Annotated in this window: 17 protein-coding genes; 10 read left to right on the top strand and 7 right to left on the bottom strand. The window is 74.2% G+C overall.

The genetic code is table 11. The features are described 5' to 3' along the window. Nucleotides 1-8 precede the first annotated feature (8 nt). On the top strand, nucleotides 9-581 hold the full coding sequence (locus ABZW30_RS14710) for a cob(I)yrinic acid a,c-diamide adenosyltransferase (RefSeq protein WP_355671463.1): 573 nt from the start codon (nucleotides 9-11) through the stop codon (nucleotides 579-581). On the opposite strand, the gene ABZW30_RS14705 is transcribed toward ABZW30_RS14710, so the two are convergent. Continuing rightward, nucleotides 578-1,171, bottom strand: coding sequence for a hypothetical protein (locus ABZW30_RS14705; protein WP_355671462.1), 594 nt, complete (start codon nucleotides 1,169-1,171; stop codon nucleotides 578-580). The genes ABZW30_RS14710 and ABZW30_RS14705 overlap by 4 nt on opposite strands. Nucleotides 1,172-1,412: 241 nt before the next feature. On the opposite strand from ABZW30_RS14705, the gene ABZW30_RS14700 reads away from it, so the two are divergent. The 5 genes from ABZW30_RS14700 (at nucleotide 1,413) to ABZW30_RS14680 (ending at nucleotide 7,537) form a co-directional block, all read left to right on the top strand. Next, entirely contained in the window at nucleotides 1,413-2,585 is a 1,173-nt protein-coding gene (locus ABZW30_RS14700; RefSeq protein WP_355671461.1) for a histidine kinase, read from the top strand. Continuing rightward, a complete protein-coding gene (locus tag ABZW30_RS14695) occupies nucleotides 2,582-3,232 on the top strand; it encodes a response regulator transcription factor (protein WP_355671460.1) in 651 nt (216 codons plus the stop codon). Before ABZW30_RS14700 ends, ABZW30_RS14695 begins: the two co-directional genes overlap by 4 nt. A 256-nt stretch (nucleotides 3,233-3,488) precedes the next feature. Then, the gene (locus ABZW30_RS14690; protein ID WP_355671459.1) at nucleotides 3,489-4,358 is read left to right on the top strand and encodes a 3-hydroxyacyl-CoA dehydrogenase family protein; all 870 of its coding nucleotides are present in this window, start codon (nucleotides 3,489-3,491) and stop codon (nucleotides 4,356-4,358) included. Nucleotides 4,359-4,722: 364 nt separating this feature from the next. Then, a complete protein-coding gene (locus ABZW30_RS14685) occupies nucleotides 4,723-5,040 on the top strand; it encodes an STAS domain-containing protein (protein ID WP_355671458.1) in 318 nt (105 codons plus the stop codon). A gap of 205 nt (nucleotides 5,041-5,245) precedes the next feature. Continuing rightward, a complete protein-coding gene (locus tag ABZW30_RS14680; protein ID WP_355671457.1) occupies nucleotides 5,246-7,537 on the top strand; it encodes an ATP-binding protein in 2,292 nt (763 codons plus the stop codon). Between the two features lie 4 nt (nucleotides 7,538-7,541). Here the strand turns inward: ABZW30_RS14680 and nucS are convergent, their stop codons facing one another. Continuing rightward, nucleotides 7,542-8,201, bottom strand: a complete 660-nt coding sequence (nucS, locus tag ABZW30_RS14675; RefSeq protein ID WP_355671456.1) for an endonuclease NucS — start codon at nucleotides 8,199-8,201, stop codon at nucleotides 7,542-7,544. A gap of 482 nt (nucleotides 8,202-8,683) precedes the next feature. Between nucS and ABZW30_RS14670 the strand changes: the two genes are divergently transcribed. Next, nucleotides 8,684-9,076: an SCO5389 family protein gene (locus tag ABZW30_RS14670; protein ID WP_045694845.1), complete on the top strand. Its 393-nt coding sequence runs from the start codon at nucleotides 8,684-8,686 to the stop codon at nucleotides 9,074-9,076. A 77-nt stretch (nucleotides 9,077-9,153) separates the two neighbouring features. Here ABZW30_RS14670 and ABZW30_RS14665 read toward each other — a convergent pair whose 3' ends face one another. Next, on the bottom strand, nucleotides 9,154-10,461 hold the full coding sequence (locus tag ABZW30_RS14665; RefSeq protein WP_355671455.1) for an LLM class flavin-dependent oxidoreductase: 1,308 nt from the start codon (nucleotides 10,459-10,461) through the stop codon (nucleotides 9,154-9,156). Between the two features lie 251 nt (nucleotides 10,462-10,712). Here ABZW30_RS14665 and ABZW30_RS14660 point away from each other — a divergent pair, with 251 nt between their 5' ends. Beyond that, the gene (locus ABZW30_RS14660) at nucleotides 10,713-11,036 is read left to right on the top strand and encodes an ATP/GTP-binding protein (protein WP_355671454.1); all 324 of its coding nucleotides are present in this window, start codon (nucleotides 10,713-10,715) and stop codon (nucleotides 11,034-11,036) included. A gap of 44 nt (nucleotides 11,037-11,080) precedes the next feature. Here the strand turns inward: ABZW30_RS14660 and ABZW30_RS14655 are convergent, their stop codons facing one another. After that, nucleotides 11,081-11,848, bottom strand: a complete 768-nt coding sequence (locus ABZW30_RS14655) for an ABC transporter permease subunit (RefSeq protein WP_355671453.1) — start codon at nucleotides 11,846-11,848, stop codon at nucleotides 11,081-11,083. A 1-nt stretch (nucleotide 11,849) separates the two neighbouring features. Next, nucleotides 11,850-12,854 carry an ABC transporter ATP-binding protein gene (locus tag ABZW30_RS14650; protein WP_355671452.1) on the bottom strand — a complete coding sequence of 335 codons (1,005 nt, stop codon included), beginning with the start codon at nucleotides 12,852-12,854 and terminating at the stop codon, nucleotides 11,850-11,852. A gap of 169 nt (nucleotides 12,855-13,023) precedes the next feature. On the opposite strand from ABZW30_RS14650, the gene ABZW30_RS14645 reads away from it, so the two are divergent. Further along, nucleotides 13,024-13,821 (top strand): alpha/beta hydrolase, encoded by a 798-nt coding sequence (locus tag ABZW30_RS14645; protein ID WP_355671451.1) that lies wholly within the window; start codon nucleotides 13,024-13,026, stop codon nucleotides 13,819-13,821. Further along, nucleotides 13,818-14,129, top strand: a complete 312-nt coding sequence (locus tag ABZW30_RS14640; RefSeq protein WP_355671450.1) for a hypothetical protein — start codon at nucleotides 13,818-13,820, stop codon at nucleotides 14,127-14,129. Before ABZW30_RS14645 ends, ABZW30_RS14640 begins: the two co-directional genes overlap by 4 nt. 84 nt (nucleotides 14,130-14,213) lie before the next feature. On the opposite strand, the gene ABZW30_RS14635 is transcribed toward ABZW30_RS14640, so the two are convergent. Then, the gene (locus ABZW30_RS14635; RefSeq protein WP_030282004.1) at nucleotides 14,214-15,143 is read right to left on the bottom strand and encodes a cellulose-binding protein; all 930 of its coding nucleotides are present in this window, start codon (nucleotides 15,141-15,143) and stop codon (nucleotides 14,214-14,216) included. Between the two features lie 117 nt (nucleotides 15,144-15,260). Beyond that, nucleotides 15,261-20,087 carry a hypothetical protein gene (locus tag ABZW30_RS14630; RefSeq protein WP_355671449.1) on the bottom strand — a complete coding sequence of 1,609 codons (4,827 nt, stop codon included), beginning with the start codon at nucleotides 20,085-20,087 and terminating at the stop codon, nucleotides 15,261-15,263. Nucleotides 20,088-20,548: the final 461 nt, after the last annotated feature.

Here is a 20,548-nt window from a genome sequence, read left to right as displayed (position 1 = left end):
CTGGCCGCATGGTCAATCTGACGCGCATCTACACCCGTACCGGTGACGACGGCACCACCGCGCTCGGCGACATGAGCCGGACCACCAAGACCGACCCGCGGCTGATGGCGTACGCCGACGCCAACGAGGCGAACGCGGCGATCGGGGTGGCGGTGGCGGCCGGCGCACTGGCCGAGGACGTGGTGGCCGTGCTCACCCGGGTCCAGAACGACCTGTTCGACGTCGGTGCGGACCTGTCCACCCCGGTGGTGGAGGACCCGAAGTACCCGCCGCTGCGGGTGCTGCAGTCCTACATCGACCGGCTGGAGGGGGACTGCGACCACTACCTGGCGCAGGTGGAGAAACTGCGCAGCTTCATCCTGCCCGGCGGCACCCCCGGCGCGGCCCACCTGCACCTGGCCTGCACGGTGGTGCGGCGGGCCGAGCGCTCCACCTGGGCGGCGATCGCGGAGTACGGGGACTCGGTCAACCCGCTGACCGCGAAGTACCTCAACCGGCTCTCCGACCTGCTGTTCATCCTGGCCCGGGTGGCCAACAAGGAGCGCGGCGACGTGCTCTGGGTGCCGGGGGAGAACCGCTAGACCCGCTCGGCCGGGGCCTTCCGCTCCACCACCCGGCCGTTCTCGACCCGCACGCCGGCCGGCGGCTCCTTGGGCCAGATCGAGTAGCAACCGGCGACGACCAGGTTCACCACGGCCGCGATGCCCAGCTTGACGTACCACTGGGTGAAGGTGCCGAAGTGGGCGGAGCCCGCGGAGAGCGGCACCAGCAGGCTGATCAGGCCCAGGGTGATCACGGCGGACACGACGGTTCGGCCGGCGACCTGCCACTCGTACCTGGTCCGCTCCGGGCCGTACTTCGGCGAGGGCAGCGGCTTGGGGCCGCCGGCGAAGCGGTGCAGGAAGTGCCGGTCGGCCCAGCGGACCAGCGAGGGGCCGTAGCCGACCGAGAAGCCGGCGTAGCTCGCGGCCAGGGCGTGCATCCAGCTCGCCTCGGCGCCGCCGCGCAGGTTGAGCACGGTGAGCGCGTACAGGGCGAGGTCCACCACCGGGAGGCCGATCAGCAGCGCGGTACTGGTGCGGCGCCGGCGCAGCAGGTAGCGGGCGGAGAGCGCGAGGCCGAGCACGATCCACCAGGAGATCTCGGCCGCGACGATGAGGGTGACGATCACGTTCTGCTCCCGGTCGGGTCGGTGGTCCGGGCCTGTCCTCGGGTTTCGGCGGGCCCGGCGAGGACCCAGGAGACAGGCCCTGGTCCAGCCTCGTGCGCGGGCGCGGCCGTGTCGTCGTCGCACGGTGCCGTCCGGGGCTGCATCTTTCGATGTAGCGGGCTCCTTCGTGGACGGGAGCCGGTGCGGGTGCCGGGGATGGTGAGATGGGGGTGTGCTAGCACCGTCCGTCCCCCCGCGCCGTGTGGACCAGCTGATCGCCCTGTGCGGGGTGCTCGGCGGCGCGGTGCTGATCGCCTTCAAGGTGTACGACAGCGCCGACGACCTGCCGATCTGGGCGGTGGTGCTGCCGCTGCTGGTGATGGCGGGGCTGGAGCTGGTCCGGCGGACCCGGCCGGTGCTGGCGGTGTCGCTCGGCGGGCTGGCCTTCGCGGGGAGCGTGTTCGCCGGCAGCCTGCTGGCGACGACGATCATGTACACCGATCTGCTGTACGCGGCGGTGCTCTACGGCAGCCACCGGATGTCGCGGGTGCTGCACCTGACCGGCGGCTCGACGGTGCTGGTGCTCTCCGCCCTGGCGTGGTGGGTGGGCGGCACCGCGGCCGGGCTGCTGATCGTGGTGCTCGGCTCGCTGGTGTTCCTGGCGCCGGTGTGGACCGGCGACCTGGTGCGCAAGCACCGGCAGGAGGCGGAGAGCGAGCGGCTGCGGGCCGAACAGACCGCGTTGCTCTCGGAGATGGACCGGCGCGAGGCGGTCGGCGCCGAACGGGCCAGGATGGCGCGGGAGTTGCACGACGTGGTGGCCAACCACCTGTCGGCGATCGCGATCCACGCCACCGGCGCGCAGTCGGTGGCCCGGCGGCGGCGGTTGGGCGAGGACGATCCGCTGGTCGAGGTGCTGGCGGTGATCCGGGAGAACAGCGTCCAGGGATTGGCCGAAATGCGTCGCATGATCGGACTGCTTCGGGACAGCGGCGGGGGAGAGGCCGACGAGTCCTACGCGGCGCCCGACCTGGCCGCGGTGGACGCCCTGTTGGCCAAGGCCAGGGCGGCCGGGCAGGACGTGGGCCTGGAGTTCGAGCTGACCGAGGAGGGCGAGCGCGACGAGGTGCCGGTGCCGGTCGGACTGGCCGCGTACCGGATCGTCCAGGAGTCGCTGACCAACGCGCTCAAACACGCCGGGCCCGGACTGGTCGCCCTGCGGCTGGAGTTCGGGCCCCAGGAGCTGCGGATCAGCGTCGACAGCCCGTACCGGGCCGGGCCGGGCCGAGAACTGCCCGGCGCCCGGGCCGGACTGGTGGGCATGTCGGAGCGGGCCGGGCTGCTCGGCGGGAGCTTCGAGGCCGGGCCGCGGGACGGTCGGTGGAGGGTGCGCGCGGTACTGCCGCGCGGCCGGGAGAGCGAGGGACGGGCATGACGATCCGGGTGCTGGTGGCCGAGGACCAGGCGGCGGTACGGGCCGCGCTGGTGATGATCCTGCGGGCCGAGCCCGAGTTCGAGGTGGTCGGGCAGGCCGCCGACGGCGAGGAGGCCGTCCGGCTGGCGCTGGAGCTGCGGCCGGACGTGGTGCTGATGGACGTGCAGATGCCCCGGCTGGACGGCGTCTCGGCGACCCGCCAGGTGGTCGCCGCCGGGGCCGCCCAGGTGCTCGTGCTGACCACCTTCGACCTGGACGAGTACGTCTACGGCGCGCTGCGGGCCGGCGCGGCCGGGTTCCTGCTCAAGGACCTGGAGGCGGACACCCTGGTCGAGGGCATCCGCACGGTGGCGCGCGGGGACGGCATGCTGGCGCCCTCGGTGACCAGGCGGCTGATCGGCGTCTTCGCCCGCCCGGAGCGGCGGATCGGGCCCGAGGCGAAGGAGGCGGTGGCCGGGCTGACCGCCCGTGAGCGGGAGGTGCTGGCCTGCATCGGGGCGGGGCTGTCGAACGGGGAGATCGCCCGCCGGCTGGAGATGGCGGAGGCGACCACCAAGACCCATGTCAGCCGGATCCTGGCGAAGCTGCGACTGCGCAGCCGGGTGCAGGCGGCGATCCTGGCCCAGGACCTCGGTCTGACCATCTGATCCGCGTCCTGAGCGACTGACCAGGTCGGTTGCAGATCACACTCCGGATTGCTATTGCACGGGGGATTTGGGCACTAGAGTCCCGCCGTGAGCGAGCGAAGCGAGTGAACCGATCGGGGGGCGCGCTTCGCGGAAGTGACCGCCGAGCGCCAGCGAGGCGGGAGAATCGAGCGATGCGGCTCTCAGGCGGTGACCCTGCCCTGAGCCGCCTTCAGGGCCCGCCCGCGGGGCGGCGACGGCATCGGGAGACCCAGCCATGAGCAATGCGTCCAGCAAGCAGATCGCCGTGATCGGTGCCGGCCTGATGGGCGCCGGCATCGCCCAGGTGTCCGCGCAGGCCGGCCACCCGGTGGTGCTGCGGGACGTCACCGAGGAGGCGCTGCAGCGCGGTCTCGCGGGCATCCGCGCCTCGTACGAGAAGTTCGTCGCCAAGGGCAAGCTGAGCGCCGAGGACGCCGAGGCCGCGCTGGGCCGGATCACCACCACCACCGACCTGGGCGCCGTCGCCGAGGCCGACATCGTGGTCGAGGCCGTGTTCGAGAACCTGGAGGTCAAGGAGGGCGTCTTCCGCGAGCTGGACAAGCTCGCCAAGGACGGCGCCGTGCTGGCCTCCAACACCTCCGCCATCCCGATCACCCGGATCGCGGCCGTCACCCAGCGCCCGGAGTCGGTCGTCGGCGTGCACTTCTTCTCGCCGGTCCCGATGATGAAGCTGGTCGAGCTGGTCCGCGGCTACAAGACCAGTGACGAGACGCTCGCCGCCGCCCGCGCCTACGCCGAGGGCGTCGGCAAGGAGGTCGTGGTGGTCAACCGCGACGTGGCCGGCTTCATCACCACCCGCCTGATCACCGCGCTGGTCGTCGAGGCCGCCAGCCTGTACGAGTCGGGCGTGGCCACCGCCGAGGACATCGACACCGCCTGCCGGCTGGGCTTCGGCCACGCGATGGGCCCGCTGCAGACCGCCGACCTGACCGGCGTGGACATCCTGCTGCACGCCGCCCGCAACATCTACACCGAGACCCAGGACGAGAAGTTCGCCGCCCCGGAGATCATGGCCCGCATGGTCACCGCCGGCGACCTCGGCCGCAAGAGCGGCCGCGGCTTCTACCCGTACGAAGGCAAGTGAGCCGACAAGGCTGAACGACCTGGCGGGCCGTGCGATCGGAGAATCGTACGGCCCGCTGTGCCGGACGGGTGAGTTTCCTCACGCCGGGTGCCGCAGACGGGTGATTTGGGCGGTAATCGAGCATAGGTGTGGAGAGTTCCTGCGTATATTCCCTCGGACGAGTGAAATTGCTTCAGGCCGGGGCGAAAACCAGCAACCTGCGGCGCTGCTTCACCGTCAGATGAGGGAACCCGGCATTCCGACCGGGGCCGGGTGCGGGCCGAGCCGTCACAGGCGTTCCGTCCACAACCTCTACCCCGCCTCCGAGCCCGTCGCGGCCGGGGCGGACCACCCCGAGCAGGCCACCCAGGCGAAGGAGGAGAGTATGCGCATCACCGGCGACCACACGGCGCTGGCCATCGAAGGCCGCCTCGACGTGCGCACCGCCGCCGACGCGCGGGCCCGGTTGCACCAGGCCGTGGACGGCGGCCTCGGCGACCTCGTGCTCGACCTCGCCCGGCTGGAGTTCTGGGACGCCACCGGCCTCGGCGTGATCATGGGCACCCACCGGAGGGCCGGCCGGATCGGCCGCCGGCTCGTGCTGCGCTCCGTCCCCGCACAGCTCCAGCGGCTGCTGGTGGCCACCAAGTTGCACCGCATCCTGGCCGTCGACGGCGGCGTCGCCGAGGCGCACATCCTCTAGTGGTGCTCTGTCGGGTGGTAGTGCTTCGTTAGGCCGGGGCCCGCCCCGCCACCTCCCCCGCACCGGACCCCTCTGCACGGGCGGGCCAGGATGTGCGAGAGTCTGCCCGTCAGAAAACGGCCGCCCGGGCCCCGCCCGCGGCCCGACCGAGACGTGTGCCGGGCGGCGCGGGGCGCCGGCGGCCGAGCACGATGCGGAGCAGAACGTGGCACAGCCAACCGGGGAGTTCCGGCAGGAGGCCGTCCGCACCCGCGGTGGGGAACTGGTCTCCGGCGGCCTGCTGGTCGGTGTCGGAGCCCCGGAAGGATCCGAGGCCAGGCCCTGTCCGGAGGAGTGGCGCCCCCGCCCGCGCCGGATCGAGCGCAGCGAGCCCGCCCGCGGCCCGGCCGGCGGCGTGGGCCGCGCGGTCGGCCCGCTCGCCCTCGGTGCCGGGCTCGCCGACCTGCCGCTGCTCGACCGCGAGGCCGACATCGCCGAACTGCTCGGCCTGCTCGCCGAGGGCCGCTCGATACGCCTGGTCGGCAAGGCCGGTTCGGGCCGCAGCACACTGCTGTCGGCCGTCGCCGAGGCCGCGGCCGACCTCGCCCCCGGCGGCGTCGTCCAGCTCTGCGGACACCGCCGCACCGCCGCCGACCTGCTCCAGGACCTCTTCGCGGCCACCCACCACGCCCCGGGCTTCCGGCCCGACCCCGGCCAGCTGGCCGCCCACCTCGCCGGGATCGGCGCGATCGTCGTGATCGACGAGGCCGAGCCCACCGGCGCCGAGCTGGAGGGGCTGCTCGCCGCCGCCCCCGGCTGCGCCTTCCTGATCTCGGTCGCCCCGGACACCCTGCCGCTGCCGGACGACTCCCGGCTGCAGGACCACACCGTCGCCGGGCTCTCCCGCTCCGCCTGCCTCATCCTCGCCGCCCGGCAGGCCGGGCGCCCCCTGGACGTGGCCGAGAAGGCCTGGGCCGTCGACCTCTGGTTCGAGTCCGAGGGCCTGCCGCTGCGCTTCGTCCAGGCCGCCGCGCTGCTGCGCCAGCGGGACGTCTCGGTGGACGCGCTGGTCGCCGCCGAGGAGGACCGGCTGGACGTCTTCGGCGCGATCGACGAGCCCATCCGCGACCCCGACCCGGCGGTGCGCGAGAACGCGCTGCGCCGCACCGTCCCGCTGCTCTCGGTCGCCGAGACCGCCTCGCCCGCCGTCCGGCTCGCCGAGGGCCTGAGCGAGCCCGCGCAGGCCGTGCTGCGGCTCGCCGTCGCGCTCGGCGGGGAGTGCCCCACCGCGCCGCACCTGCCCGCGCTGATCGACGTCGGCCAGGGCGAGAGCGCGCTGGCCGAACTCGCCGACGCCGGGCTGGCGGTGTCCATCGGCGGGCACCACCGGCTCACCGCCGGGGCGCTCGAACTGCTCACCCCGCACTGGCCGGCCCGCGGCTGCGTGGACGGTGCCGCCCAGCACTTCGCCTGGTGGGTCGGGCACAGCTCGGTGTCGCTGGAGCAGATCGCCGCCGAGGCCGAGGTGGTGATCGGCGTGCTGCTCGCGGACCGGACCGCCGGGCGGCACGAGGCGGTGATCCGGCTGGCCCGGGCCGCGGCGCCCGCGCTGGCGCTGGCGCTGCGCTGGGGCGCCTGGGAGCGGGTGCTGCAGCTGGGTCTGGAGGCGGCCCGGCGGACCGGTTCGACGGTCGACCAGGCCTGGTTCCACCATGAGGCGGGCGTGCACGCGATCTGCGTCCAGCAGCCGTCCCGGGCGATCGCCGAACTGGAGACCGCGCTCACCCTGCGGGCCTCCGCCGGGGAGCAGCGCGGGGTCGCCGCCGCGCGCCGGATGCTCGACCTGCTGCGCGCCGAAGGCCGACAGCTGCCCGCAGCCGCGGTCGCGGCGGCGACCGGCCGCGGGCCGGTGATCCGCAAGATCGCCGCCCGGGTGCCGGCCGGTCTGAAGGCCCGGACCGGGAAGCGGCGCCGGGTGGTGGTGGCCTCCGCGGCCGTACTCACCTTCGGGGTGCTCGGTACGGCGGTGGCGATGAGCGTCACCGGGCCCGACGAGCACAAGGGGAACGACCCGCACGGGCGGCTGGACGACGTCGGCGACACCAAGAACACGCCGATGCCGCTGCCGTCCGCCAGCAGCAGCCCGGGGAAGGCCGGTACGGGCGGTGCCGAGCCGGGCAGCCCGGCGGGGACGAGCGCCAGTGCGGAGGCCTCGGCGAGCGGCAGCGCGTCGCACTCGCCGAGCGCCTCGCCGACGAGGAAGCCGAGCTCCTCGCCGGGGGCCACCGGGTCGGACGCCCCGCAGCAGCCGCAGCCGCAGCAGCCCGCACCGGGGCAGCCGCAGCCGCCGGTCCAGCAGCCGACGCAGCCTCAGCCGTCGGCGCCGCAGCCCTCGAAGCCGACCCCGAGCCACACGGCGCCGTCGACGCCGACCGGCACGGGCACGCCCGCCCCGACATCGTCGGCTACGTCGCCGGCGCCGTCCGGGACCGGCTCCCCGAGCCCGAGCCCGGCGTGAGCGATCAGAACAGCTTGAGCTTGTCGTCGTCGATGCCGCGCAGCTCGTCGTAGTCCAGCACCACGCAGCCGATGCCCCGGTCGGTGGCCAGTACGCGGGCCTGGGGCTTGATCTCCTGCGCGGCGAAGACGCCCTTGACCGGGGCCAACAGCGGGTCCCGGTTGAGGAGTTCGAGGTAGCGGGTGAGCTGTTCGACGCCGTCGATCTCGCCGCGGCGCTTGATCTCGACGGCCACCGTGGCGCCGTCGCCGTCGCGGCAGAGGATGTCGACCGGGCCGATCGCGGTCGGGTACTCGCGGCGGATCAGCGACCAGCCGGAACCGAGCACCTCCATCCGGTCCGCGAGCAGCTCCTGCAGGTGTGCCTCGACGCCGTCCTTGATCAGGCCGGGGTCGACCCCGAGCTCGTGGGACGAGTCGTGAAGCACCTCCTCCAGCGTGATGATGAGCTTCTCGCCGGCCTTGTTCTCCACCGTCCAGACCCCGTCGGCCTCCTTGAGGGCGCACGGCGGGGACATCCAGTTGAGCGGCTTGTAGGCGCGGTCGTCGGCGTGGATGCTGACGCTGCCGTCGGCCTTGACCAGGATCAGCCTGGTGGCGGAGGGCAGATGGGCGGAGAGCCGACCGGCATAGTCGACTGAGCAGCGGGCAATTACGAGACGCACGGTCGACCACGCTAGCCCACCGGGGCCAGTTGATGCGATTCCGCGACGACCGGGTGAAGAAAGCGCGAAGCCCGCGAACATGGATGCTCGGCAATCCCGCCACCGCCCGCCGCCCTCTGGCGCCCACACCGAGTGGTCGCTACGTTGTGTGACGGCATGACTGCGGGGTCGCTGTCAACGGTGATGGAGACTTCAGATGAACGATCCGACAGGATCTGGCCAATCTGGTGCGCCACTGGGTATTTCCGGAGCGATCCCCAGGAATGACCAGCCTGCTCCGCCGTTGACTGCCACGCTGTTCTGGCGCGGTCGGTGTTCGGGACGTCACGTCCCGTGGCGCCTCCGCCCTTCGCAAAGGTGCCGGAAACCCGCGTCCCACGGTGTTCCGGACGCCACATGCGATTTTGCCCACCCTCACGGTGAGCTTCGGACCACGCACGACCACCCGGGCGCCGCGCGGGTGGACCGCGAGAGGAGAATCCATGTCGCTCGACGTCTCACCGGCCCTGCTGGAAAAGGCTGAGCGGGGCGAGGTCGACGAGCGGGAATTCGTCGACTGCGTCCGCGTCTCGCTGCCGTACGCCTGGGACCTGATCAGCTCGCTGGTCGCCCAGGCGAAGGTCGACGGCACCGACTTCGCCGACAACCAGGTTCCGCCGCCCAGCGAGCAGGCCCGTGGCCAGCTGCTGCGCGCCCTGGCCAGCGATGCCATCCGGGGCGCCCTGCAGCGCCACTTCGGGGTGCGGCTGGCGTTCCAGAACTGTCACCGGGTGGCGGTGTTCCTGCCGTCGGAGGCCAACGAGGCGCGCTACGACCGCTTCACCTCCGTCCGGGAGCAGTTGCTCAACCAGTCCGAGGAACTGCGGGACTGCTGAGCCCGGTGGTGCCGGCCGCCCCCGTCCCCCGGCGCGGGGGGAGGGGGCGGCGGCCACGCCCGATCGTCCCGACGGGCTCAACTGAGCTGCGGCAGCACCTCGGAGCCGAGCCGGGCGATGTTGTGCAGGGTCGTCTCGTGGTCGCCGCTGCCCTCGGCGAGCAGGGCGAACCGCCGGATGCCGGTGCGCTCGGCGGTGGCCAGCAGTCGGTCGGCGCACTGCTTGGGGGTGCCCACCGCATGCAGGTCGCAGAGGAGTTCGGTGTACTGGTGCGGGTCGCGCATCTTCCGCTCGCGGCCGTCCACGGTGCGGTGTGCGCCCAGCCCGTACTCGAACCAGCCGGGCATCGCGTTCAGCAGGGTGGCCCGGGCCTCCGAGGCCCGGTCGTCCACCTGGGCCACCCCGGCCGCGACGTGCTGGCGGCTGATCCGGCGCAGCTGCTCCTCGCCGCGCCCGGCGGCCAGCCAGGCGGTGCGGTAGAGCTCCAGCATCCGCAGCTTGTCGTCGTCGCCGGAGTGCATGCCGAGCAGCATCGGCAGGCCGCGCTCGGCGGCCAGCCTGACCCCGTTCGGCGAGGTGCAGGCGACCACCACCGGCGGGCCGGCCACCGGCCGTCCGGCGGGGTTGCGTTCCTCGCCGAGGCCGGTGTCCTGGCGCTGGCGCGGGAAGCGCACCGGGCCGGACGGCTCGTCCAGGCCGAGCCAGCTGCCCAGGCCCGGGCGCCGCAGCGACTCGGTGGCCTGCGGCACCACCGGCACCTCGGGGAAGGAGAACTGCGGGCCGTCCGCGCCCACCTGGGAGCCGCGCAGCCAGCGCAGCAGCAGGTCCAGCCGCTCCGGGAAGCCGTTCTCGAAGGCCTCCACGCCGCTGCCGAACACGTCCAGGTCGATCCACGGCCCGCCGCGGCCGACCCCGAGCGTGAAGCGTCCGCCGGAGGTCAGGTGCAGCAGTGCGGCCTGTTCGCCGAGTGCCACCGGGTGGCGGGTGGAGAGCACGCTGACGGCGGTGCCGACGCCGATCCGGCGGGTACGGCCGAGCAGCAGCGCGGCCAGCGTCGCGGCGTCGGGGCAGACCCCGTACGGGACGAAGTGGTGCTCGGCCAGCCAGACACTGTCCAGGCCCGCTCGTTCGGCCTCGACAGCGGCCCGGACGGTGCGCTCCAGCGCCTCGCCGTGGGTCTGCCCGGGGAACTGCGCGGACAACAGGAACGCGCCGACCCGTACCGGGGCGGTGTTCGGCGGCAGCGTGCCGGTGCGTTGCGCGGCGGTCAGCGGCTCGCCCGCGACGGCGGTCAGCGGTGGTACGGAGGTCAGCGCCGGGCCGGGTGCCGGCGGCCGGACGCCGACGGGTCGACGGGTCTCGGCGCGGGGGCTGGTCTTGGTCATCCTGGGGCCTCCTCGGGTGCACGCAGGGTCTGCGAGCCCCGCCTGTTCCCTTCGTGGGTATCCGATGTCATGTGCCAATGGCACGCGGAACCCCGAATCTCCTCGATGATCGGGTGGATCTCGGCAAAAACGCCGGACCACCGGCCGGACCCGTGATAGAGGCCATTCAAGAGCTCGGGCACCCGGCCGGGCCCAGGAGGCAGGCCCTAGGCTGGAACGACTTCGAGCCCCCGGAAGAGAGGCAGTTCGCCGTGCCCCGCCGCAACCGGATCAAGATCGCCGCCCCCCGCGAGAGCGCCGAGTCGACCGCCGCCCCGCTCGGCGGATCGCTGCGCCGTACCGAGAACTACCAGGGCGACGACTGGGTGGTCCAGACGGTCGCGGGCACCTCGGGGCGGTCCTACCGCTGCCCGGGTTGCGACCAGGAGATCCCGTCCGGGGTGGGCCACGTGGTGGCCTGGCCGATGCACGGCGCCGGGGTGGACGACCGGCGGCACTGGCACCGCGCGTGCTGGGGAGCGCGGGAGCGCCGGGCCTCGAACATCCTGCGAGGCCGCGGCGCTCCGCGGTACTGACCGGTTCCGACCCGGTGCCGACTGCCCCCGGGTGCCGAACCGCCTCAGGCGTCGCGGTTCTTGAACACCAGTGCGCCGCCGACCAGGGCCGCCGCCGTCCAGGCCAGGCAGATCGCGAAGCCCGCCCACGGGCCGTACGGCTGGCCGTTCTGCTCGTACACCAGCAGCATCCGCGAGCCCGCGTAGTCCGGGAAGTAGTGGGCCAGGGTCTTGACCTTCGGCACCGCCGAGAGGATCGGCGAGAGCAGGAAGAAGAACGGCACCAGCACGCCGAGGGCGAGCGTCTGGTTGTGCAGCATGGCGGTGACGCCGGCCGAGAACAGGCAGAGCATCGTCAGGTACAGCGCGGCGCCGAACACCGCGCGCAGCACGTGCGGCTCGCCCAGGGTGGTGGAGTGGGTGCCGAGCAGCGACTGGCCGACGAAGAAGGCGACGAAGACGGTCACCAGCGAGACCGCCAGGGCCAGTGCGCCGAGCACCACCGCCTTGCCGGTGAGCAGGGTGCCGCGCTGCGGGACGGCGGCCAGGGTGACCCGGATCATGCCGCTGCTGTACTCGTTGCCGATCGCCAGCACGCCGAAGACGATGATGGCCAGCTCGCCGAGCATGATGCCGGAGAAGGCCGTCCCGGTGGCGTCGAACGGGACCTGCTCGTGCCGCCGGAACTCGGTGAAGTTGTTGTTGGTGAGCAGGGACAGCAGCGCGCCGATGCCCACGGTGACCACGAAGGCCAGCGCGAGGGTCCAGACGGTGGAGCGGACGCTGCGGATCTTCGTCCACTCGGAGCGCAGGATCGCCGGGAAGGACTCCATCTCAGTTCTCCTCCTGTCGCACCGCGGCGGTCGGCCGGGTGCCGTCCGCCTTCCAGCCGGCGCCCCAGGGGCCGGGTGCGCCGGCCGCGTCCCGGCCCGGTCCGTCGCCCGCGTGGTACTCCACCGCGTCCGCCGTCATCTGCATGAACGCCTCCTCCAACGAGGCCTGCTGCGGGCTGAGTTCGTGCAGCACCACGCCGTGCGCCGCGACCAGCTCGCCGAGGATCGCGATGTCGCCGTCGCGCACCTCGTAGGAGCCCTCCGGGCCCGGCTCGTGCCGCAGGCCGGCCCCGGTCAGCACGTCGAGCAGGCGCTCGGGCTGAGGGCTGCGCAGCCGGACGGCGGAGCGGGAGTTGCGCCGGATGAACTCCGGCATCGGCAGGTCGGCGAGCAGCCGGCCCCTGCCGATGACCACCAGGTGGTCGGCGGTGACGGCCATCTCGCTCATCAGGTGGGAGGAGACGAAGACCGTGCGGCCCTCGCCGGCCAGGCGCTTCATCAGGTTGCGGATCCAGAGGATGCCCTCCGGGTCCAGGCCGTTGACCGGCTCGTCGAACATGACGATCTCCGGGTCGCCGAGCAGGGCGGAGGCGATGCCCAGGCGCTGGCCCATGCCGAGCGAGAAGCCGCGGGCCCGCTTGCGGGCGACCGGGGTGAGGCCGACCAGGGCGAGCACCTCGTCCACCCGGCGCTCCGGGATGCGGTTGCTCTGGGCGAGCCAGAGCAGGTGGTCGCGGGCGGTGCGGCCGGGGTGGACGGCCTTGGCCTCCAGCAGCGCGCCGATGTACTTGAGCGGCTCGCTGAGTTGCCCGTAGCGCTTGCCGTCGATGGTGACCCGGCCGCTGGTCGGACGGTCGAGGTCGAGGATCATGCGCATGGTGGTGGACTTGCCGGCACCGTTGGGGCCGAGGAAGCCGGTGACCACCCCCCGGGGGACCTGGAAGCTGAGCCCGTCCACGGCGAGCGTCTTCCCGTAATGCTTCGTCAGGTCGTGCAACTCGATCATTCGCGCTCCCTTACTCCTTGCCAGGCTAGGACAAAGCGGATAACGCAGCCCGCTGAGTGGGCCCGCCGGGCGCACCGCAATAGGTTGGGCGCATGAGCGAGCGAAGCGAGCGAATCATTGAGGGGCGCGCACGGGCGAACGCCCCTGCCGAGCGTAGCGAGGTGGGCGCGTGAGTCGGCTCCCCTCCGCAGTGTCCGTCCGCGAGAGCGGTACCGGAACACCCCTCGTGCTGCTGCACGCCTTTCCGTTGAACGCCTCGATGTGGTCCACCCAGCTGGACGCGCTGCCCGGCCTGACCGGGGACGAGGTCCGGGTGCTCGCCCCCGATCAGCGGGGTTTCGGCGGCACCGAGCTGGGCGCCGACGAACCCTCGCTGGACCTGGTCGCCGACGACCTCGCGCTGCTGCTGGACGCGGCCGGGATCGACCGCGCGGTGGTCGCCGGGCTCTCCATGGGCGGCTACGTGGCGCTGGCCTTCGCCCGCCGCCACCCGCAGCGGCTGGCCGGGCTGCTGCTGGCCAACACCCGCGCCACCGCCGACACCGACGCCGCCCGGGCCAACCGGGAGCGGATCGCCGCCGCCGTCACCGCCCGGGACAGCGTCCAGCTGCTGCTGGACGAGAAGGTGGCGGCCGGGCAGCTCGGGCCCGACTCGCAGCACCTGGTGGAACGGGTGCAGGCGATGGTCGCCGCCGCGCCGCCGGCCTCGGTCGCCTGGGCCCAACGGGCCATGGCGGCCCGACCGGACTCCCTGGACGTCCTGGCCGGCCTACGGGTGCCGCTGTCGGTCGTCGCCGGCGCCCAGGACGCCCTGGTGGCCCCGGAGGAGGCCGAGCGGATGCTACGGGCCCGCCCGGACGCCGAGCTGACCGTCGTCCCGGGGGTCGGCCATCTGAGCGCCCTGGAGGCACCCGGAGCGTTCGACGCCGCCGTCCGCCGACTGCTCGCCCGGGTGGCCGCCGGATGAGTCAGGACGCGGCGGGCTGGGACTTCTCCGCCCTGGAGGTGACCGGCCGGATGCCGGTGACCAACCGCGGCGAGGGGCTGGTGGAACTGACCCTGGAGCCACTCGGCGAGGACTACTGGTTGCGCCCGGGGGAGACCTTCATCGTCACCTCGTACGGCGACCACGGGCCCGGGCACCCGTTCGAGGTGCAGTACTGGCCCGACTCGATGTCGGTCTGGTGCACCTCCTGGTTCGGCACCGTCTCGGACGACGAGGGCAACCAGCTCAGCAGCGGGCACCAACGGCCCGACGGGGCCTACCCGAGATAGTGACGGGGGGAAAGCCGGCAGGCCCTCACCCGGGAGGGTGAGGGCCTGCCGTGCTGGTCCGTGCTCGCCGGGCCAGTTTGTCCGTCAGCGCGACTGCTGGGCGGGCACGCCCATGGTGTCGTCGTTCGGCAGCGAGGCGGCGGCGACGGCCGCGCCGGTCAGCGTCGCCAGCATCTCGCGGACGTTGGTCAGCTGGGCGTTGATGCTGTCGCGGCGGTTGGTCAGCGCCGCCAGCTCGCGCTCGGATTCGCTGCGGATGCGATCGGCCTTGGCGTTGGCGTCCGCCACGATGTCCTCGGACTGGCGCTGCGCCGTCTCGACGGTCTGGCGGGCGCGGCGCTCGGCGTCGGTGCGCAGCTTCTCGGCCTCCAGGCGCAGCTGCTCCGCCCGGTGCTCGATCTCGGCGAGGCGCTTCTCGGCCTTGGCCTGACGGGCGGCCAGGTCGCGCTCGGACTGCTCGCGGCGCTTGGCGAGGTTGGTCTCGAACTCCAGCGCGGCCTGGGCGGCCTTGGTGCGGGTCTCCTCGAAGAGGGCGTCCGCCTCCTCACGCTTGTTCTGGGCGTCCTTGTTGGCCTCGGCGCGCAGCTGGGCGGAGTCGCTCTTGGCCTTGTCGACGATCCTCAGACCCTCGTCCTCGGCCTTGGCCTTGCGGTCCTTGGCGTAGTTCTCGGCCTCGGTGCGGACCTGCTGGGCGGCGGCCTCGGCCAGCTCGCGGTGCTGCTCGGCGGCTCGGTGCGCCTCGTCGCGCAGGTCCTTGGCCTCCTCCTCGGCGAGCCGCAGGATCTTCTCGACCCGGGCGCCGAGGCCGGCGTAGGACGGCTCCTGCTCGGCGACCGCCGCCTGGGCGGTCTGGGTCTCCAGGTGGAGCTCCTCGATGCGCTTCTCCAGCGCGCTGATCCGGGTCAAGGCACTGTCACGGTCGGCCACCAGCTTGGTGATCCGCTCGTCGACCTGGGCGCGCTCGTACCCACGGCGCACCAGGTCGAAGCCGTGAGGGGAGTGACTGTCGCTCATGGGACTCTGGGCTTCCTGTCGTCAAACCGCTGAGGTGGTTGAGGGAATCCTGACACGGTACCGGAGTGTCGACGGCGAAATGCCGTTGTCTCACGGACAATGACCGTCAATGTCCGCTCAATCGGGTGGTGCGTTCTTGGAGCGATTGCCACCCGACCGGGGGGAGCCAACTCCGGCACCGGCCTTGGCGCCCCCGTCCTTCTTGGTGCTGCTTCCCCCGTTGGCCTGGGCGACCGGTGACGGTGCCTCGAACGCCTCCAGCGCCGACAGCACGTCCTGGACCCTGGAGATCTCGGTGTTGATGTCCTTGCGGCGGCGCACCAGCTCGTCCAGCTCGCGCCGGCCCTCGTCGGTGACCCGCTTGGCCTCGGCCTTGGCCTCGGCGACCAGCCGCTCGGCCTCGGCCTTGGCCAGCTCGATCTGCTCGTCGGCGGTGCGGTCGGCCTCCTGCAGCCGCTTCTCCGCCGCGGAGGCCGCGCTCTCCAGCCGCTCCTCGGCCTCGGTCTCGGCCGACAGCAGCTTGGCCTCGGCCTTCCCGATCAGCGCCTCGGCGCGGTCGGTGGAGGTGGCGAGCTTGGTCTCCGCCTCCTTGAGCAGGCCCTCGGCCTTGCGGACGGCGGAGAGCCGGACCTTGCTGGCCTCCGCGGAGGCCTCCGAGGTCAGCTCGCCCGCCCGCTCCTCGGCTGCCGCGACCAGGGCGGCGGCGCGGTCCTCGGCCTCGGCGACGGTGGCCACCGCCTGCTCCTCGGCCTCGGTCAGCTGCTCCTGAGCGGCCGTCACCAGGGCGTCCACCCGCTCGCCGGCGGACTTCATGGCCGCCGCGTTCTCCTTGCGGGCGCGCTCGTGCAGCGCCTCGACCTCGGCGTCGGTGCGCTCGCGCAGCTCCTCGGCGCGCTCGCGGATCGCGGTGGCGTCCCGGCGGGCCTCGGCGAGCACCGCGTCGGCGTCGGCGCGGCCCTTCTCGACCTCGGCCAGCCCGGCCGCCTCGCCGGCCGCGACCAGGCGGTCGGCCTCCTTGCGGGCGGCGGCGACCATCGCGTCCGCCTGCTCCTCGGCGGCCGCGGTGGTGGCCAGCGCGGTGGTCTGGGCGTCCTCGCCGAGCGCCTCGGCGTCCGCGAAGGCCTTCTCCAGGACGGACCTGGCCTGCTCGCGGGTGGCCTTGTCGAACTGCTCGGCGGCCTCCCGGGTCTCCGCGTCGTAGGCGTCGGCGCGGGTGTGGGCGGCGTTGTCGTACTCGTCGGCCAGGGAGCGGGTGGCGAGGGCGTACTCCTCGGCCTCCGCGCGCAGCCCGGCGGCCAGCTCCTCGGCGTCGGCCACCGTCCGGGCGCCCTGGGCGTCGGCGTCGGCCACCGTCCGGGCGGCCTGGGCGTCGGCGTCCGCGCGCAGCTGCTCGGCGGCCTCCTGGGCGGCGCGCAGCTCGGCCTCGGCGTCGGCGCGCAGCTGCTCGTCGTAGGCCTGGGCCTCGGCGCGCTGACGGCCCAGCTCGGCCTCGGCGGCCTCGCGTTCGGCGGCGAGCTCCAGCTCGGTCTGCTCGCGCAGGGCGGTGGTCTCGGCCTCGGTACGGGCGCGCAGATCGCCGGTCTCCCGCTCGGCCAGGTCGCGCTGGTCGGCGGTCTCCCGGTCGGCGAGGGCACGGACCTCGGCGGCGTAGGCGTCGGCCGCCTCGTGCTGCTCGACGGCGTACGCGTCGGCCGCCGTGCGCTGCTCGGTGGTCTCCCGGTCGGCGAGGGCGCGGGTCTCGGCGGCGTCCTGCTCGGCCCGGTCGCGGACCTCGGCGGCGTCCTGCTCGGCGGTGGCCTTCAGCGCGGCGATCTGCTCGGCGGCGGCCTCGTGCAGGCCGGCCACCGACTGGCGGACCTCGGCGGCCTCCTCCTCGGCGGTGGCGACCAGCTCGGCGCCCTCGGCCCGGGCGGCGGCGACCACGTCCTCGCCGTCGGCACCGGCCTGCTCCAGGACGGCGGCGGCCTCGGCCCGGATGCCGTCGGCGGTGGCGCGGGCCTCGGACAGCTCGCGGCCGGCCTCGGCCCGTACCGTCTCGGCCTGCTCGTTGGCCAGCGCCAGTTCGGCGGCGGCCTTCTCACGGGTGGCCTTGGCGTCCTGGGTGGCCTCGGCCCGGCGCTGCTCGGCAGCGGTCCGGGCCTGCTCCAGCAGCTCGTCGGCCTCGGTGCGGCGGTCGGTCGCGAACTGCTCGGCCTCGGTGCGCTGCTCGCCGGCGTACTGCTCGGCCTCGGTGCGGACCCGGTCGGCGTAGGCCTCGGCGCTCTCGCGCTGCCGGGTGGTCTCCTGCTGGGCGTGGGCGCGCAGCTCGGCTGCGGCCTGCTCGGCCTCGGCGCGCTGGGCGGCCGCGTACTGGTCGGCGCCCTCGCGCTGCTCGGCGGCGTACCGGTCGGTGGCCTCGCGCTGCTCGGTCGTCTCGGTCGCGGTGCGCTCGGCGAGCTCGCCGGCGTGCTGTTCGGCCTCGGTGCGGACCCGGTCGGCGTAGGCCTCGGCGCTCTCGCGCTGCTCGACGGTCTGCTGCCGGGTCAGGGCGCGCAGCTCGGCCGTCTCGCGGTCGGCCGTCTCGCGCTGCTGGGCCGCGTACTGGTCGGCGGCGCCGCGGACCTCGGCGGTCTCCTGGGCGGTGCGCTCGGTCAGCTCGGCGGCGGCCTGTTCGGCCTGCTCGCGGGCGGAGCGGGCGGCGGCCAGCTGCTCGGCGGTCTCCTCGCGCTCGCGCCGCAGCCCGGTGGCGGCGGCCTCGTGCTCGCGCAGGCTCTCCTCGCGCAGCGCGTTCGCGGCGGCCTCGGCCTCGCCGCGGGTGCGGGCGGCCTCGGCGTCGGCCTCGGTGCGCACCCGCTCGGCGTCGCCGACCGCGGCGTCCCGGACCGCGCTCGCCTCGGCCTGGGCCTCGGCGGTCAGCGCCTCCGCGGCGGCGCTCGCCTCGGCGCGCACCCGCTGGTCGAACTCGGTGGCGTCGCGCCGGAGTTCGGCGGTCTCGCGCTCGGCGGCGACCCGGTTCTCGGCGGCCGCGGCCTTGGCGGCGGCCAGGGCGTCCTGGCCCTGCTGCTCGGCCGTGGCGGTGATCTTCCCGGCCTCGGCGCGGGCCCGGGTCAGGGTCTGCTCGGCCCGGCCCTGGGTCTCGGCGGCCTGCTCCTGGGCCTGCTCGCGCAGCCGCTCGATCTCCCCGGCGGCGCCGGCGCGCAGCTCGTCCGCGTCGGCCTTGGCCCTGGTGAGCAGCTCCTCGGCGTTCTTCGCCGACTCCTCGATCTGCAGCACCGCCTGGCGGCGGGCCTCACTGCGAGCCCGGTCGGCCTCGGCGGCGGCCTGGGCGCGCAGCTCCTCGGCCTCGGCCCGCAGCCGGGCCGCCTCGTCCTGCATCTGCTCGATCCGCTCGCGGATCGCGGCGGCGTCGTCCAGGGCGGCGTTCTGGGCCTGCTCGACGGCGGCCTGCGCCTGCTCGCGCAGCCGCTGCGCCTCGGCACGGGCCTCGGCGCGGATCCGCTCGGCCTCGGCGGAGGCCTCACCGCGGGCGGCCTCGGCGTCCTGGTTGGCCCGGCCGAGCACCTCCTCGGCGGTCTTGGCGGCCTTGGCGAGGTGGACGGTGGCGTCCTTGGCGCCGGCCGCCCGGCCCTCCTCCTCGGCCTCGCTGCGCAGCCGCTGGGCCTCGGCCTCGGCCTGGGCCCGCAGTTCCGCGAGTTCCCGGTCGGCCTGGGCCCGCAGCTCGGCGATCGCGGCCTCGGCCTCGGCCTTCAGCTCGGCGGCGACCGACTCGGCGGTGGCCCGCAGCCGCTCGCCCTCCTCGGCGGCGGCGGCCTTGGCGGCGTCCGCCTCGGCCTGCCTGGTGGCGGCCACGGCACGGGCGGCCTCCGCCTCGGCGCGGATGGCCTCGGACTCCTTGGTGGCCTGGGCGACCAGCCGGGCGATCTCGGCCCGGGCGGTCTGCGAACGCTGCTCGGTGGCGGCCTCGCCGTCGGCGACCTTGCGCTCGGCGGCGGCCTCGGCGTCGGCCTGGAGCTGCTCGGCGGCCTGCTCGGCCTGGACGCGCAGCTCGGCGGCCTCCTGGCGGGTGCGCTCGGCCTCGGCGATCGCCTCGGCGCGCAGCCGCTCTATCTCGGCCTTCGCGGCGCCGAGCTGCTGCTCGGCGCGGGCCTGCTCGGCGGCGGCCTGCTCCTTGAGCCGGCTGATCTCGGTGTGGGCGACGGCCAGCTGCTGCTCGGCGGCGGCGTGCGCGGCGGCCAGCTCCTGCTGGGCCTGGCCGCGGGCGGCGTCCACGTCGGCGGCGGCCTGGGCGCCGGCCTGCTGGGCGTGCTCGGAGGCGGCGCGCAGCAGGCGCTCGGCGTCGCTCTGGGCCCGCTGCAGGGCGGCCTCGGCGGCGGCCTGGGCCTCGCCGTGGGCGGCGTCCACGTCGGCGGCGGTCTGGGCGCGGGCCTGGTCGGCGAGCGCGGTGGCCTCGGCGCGCGCGGCGGCGACCATCCGCTCGGCCTCGGCGCGGGCCTCCTGGAGCAGGCGCTGGGCCTCCTGCTCGGAGCCGGTCCGGGTCTGCTCGGCCCAGCCGTTGACGTGCTGCTCGGCGGAGCGGCGCAGCTCGGCGAGCTCCTCCTCCAGCTGCCGGCGGCGGGCGGTGAGCTCGGCCTCCAGCCGGGCGGTGCGCTCGGCGGCCTCGGCCATGATCCGCTGGGTCGCGGCCTGGGAGTCGCGCAGCTGGCGCTCGGCGTCGGCGCGCAGCTGCTGGGCCTGCATCTCGGCAGTGCGGAGCATCTGCTCGGCCTGGCCGGAGACGGCGTCGAAGGCGCGCGGCTGGGCGAGCATGCGGCGGGACTCGTGCAGCTTGGCCCGGAGTACCTCCACCTGGTAGGCGAGGTCCTCGGCATGCTCGACTGCCTTGTCCCGCTCCTTCCGAGTCCGACCCATCTCGGCCTCGAACTGGGAGAGGTGATCGTCAACCTCGTAGCGGTCGTTGCCCCGCACTCCGCGGTCCCATCCATCTCCTGGTTGCGTCCTCGACCCGGCCGGTCCCGGGCTCCCGTGTGGGGCGCCGGTCCGACTGGTCCTTGCATCCGCAGCCATGGACGACCCCCGGCCAAGCCGGTGCCGTCCGCCGCGGTCGTCGGAATCCTCGGTGCGGGAGCGCGGGGGTGCCGCGTTCCCCCGTCCGGGTGGACTCCTGGGCGAACTGTTGCCTGTGGAGAATGGTGACAGATCCGTCTTGCGACTGTTCAGCCGTGCCCGCGAACTGGACTCCCCTGCGACGGGCCGACCACCGGAGGGCGGACGGGCCTGTCTTCGGCCGTGCTCGTCTCCTCCGTCACCCGGAGTCCTCGCGCACCTGGGCATTGTAGTGGGAGCGCGGTGCGGGGGAATGGCCGCGTGGGGGTTTTCCGGCCGTCGGACGAGGTTACTGACGGGTCGCTAGGGTCGACGCCGGGGGT

Origin of the sequence: Kitasatospora sp. NPDC004669, from assembly GCF_040609455.1 — a bacterium.
GTDB lineage: Bacteria > Actinomycetota > Actinomycetes > Streptomycetales > Streptomycetaceae > Kitasatospora.
The sequence above is the reverse complement of the archived record's forward strand: the minus strand, read 5'-3'. Positions and strand labels throughout refer to the sequence as shown.

What these genes read in the sequence shown, in the direction of transcription:
- ABZW30_RS14710 (WP_355671463.1), top strand. Translation starts at nt 9, where the DNA reads ATGGTCAATCTGACGCGCATCTACACCCGTACCGGTGACGACGGCACC.
- ABZW30_RS14695 (WP_355671460.1), top strand. Translation starts at nt 2,582, where the DNA reads ATGACGATCCGGGTGCTGGTGGCCGAGGACCAGGCGGCGGTACGGGCC.
- ABZW30_RS14690 (WP_355671459.1), top strand. Translation starts at nt 3,489, where the DNA reads ATGAGCAATGCGTCCAGCAAGCAGATCGCCGTGATCGGTGCCGGCCTG.
- ABZW30_RS14685 (WP_355671458.1), top strand. Translation starts at nt 4,723, where the DNA reads ATGCGCATCACCGGCGACCACACGGCGCTGGCCATCGAAGGCCGCCTC.
- ABZW30_RS14670 (WP_045694845.1), top strand. Translation starts at nt 8,684, where the DNA reads ATGTCGCTCGACGTCTCACCGGCCCTGCTGGAAAAGGCTGAGCGGGGC.
- ABZW30_RS14665 (WP_355671455.1), bottom strand. Translation starts at nt 10,461, where the DNA reads ATGACCAAGACCAGCCCCCGCGCCGAGACCCGTCGACCCGTCGGCGTC.
- ABZW30_RS14655 (WP_355671453.1), bottom strand. Translation starts at nt 11,848, where the DNA reads ATGGAGTCCTTCCCGGCGATCCTGCGCTCCGAGTGGACGAAGATCCGC.
- ABZW30_RS14650 (WP_355671452.1), bottom strand. Translation starts at nt 12,854, where the DNA reads ATGATCGAGTTGCACGACCTGACGAAGCATTACGGGAAGACGCTCGCC.
- ABZW30_RS14640 (WP_355671450.1), top strand. Translation starts at nt 13,818, where the DNA reads ATGAGTCAGGACGCGGCGGGCTGGGACTTCTCCGCCCTGGAGGTGACC.
- ABZW30_RS14635 (WP_030282004.1), bottom strand. Translation starts at nt 15,143, where the DNA reads ATGAGCGACAGTCACTCCCCTCACGGCTTCGACCTGGTGCGCCGTGGG.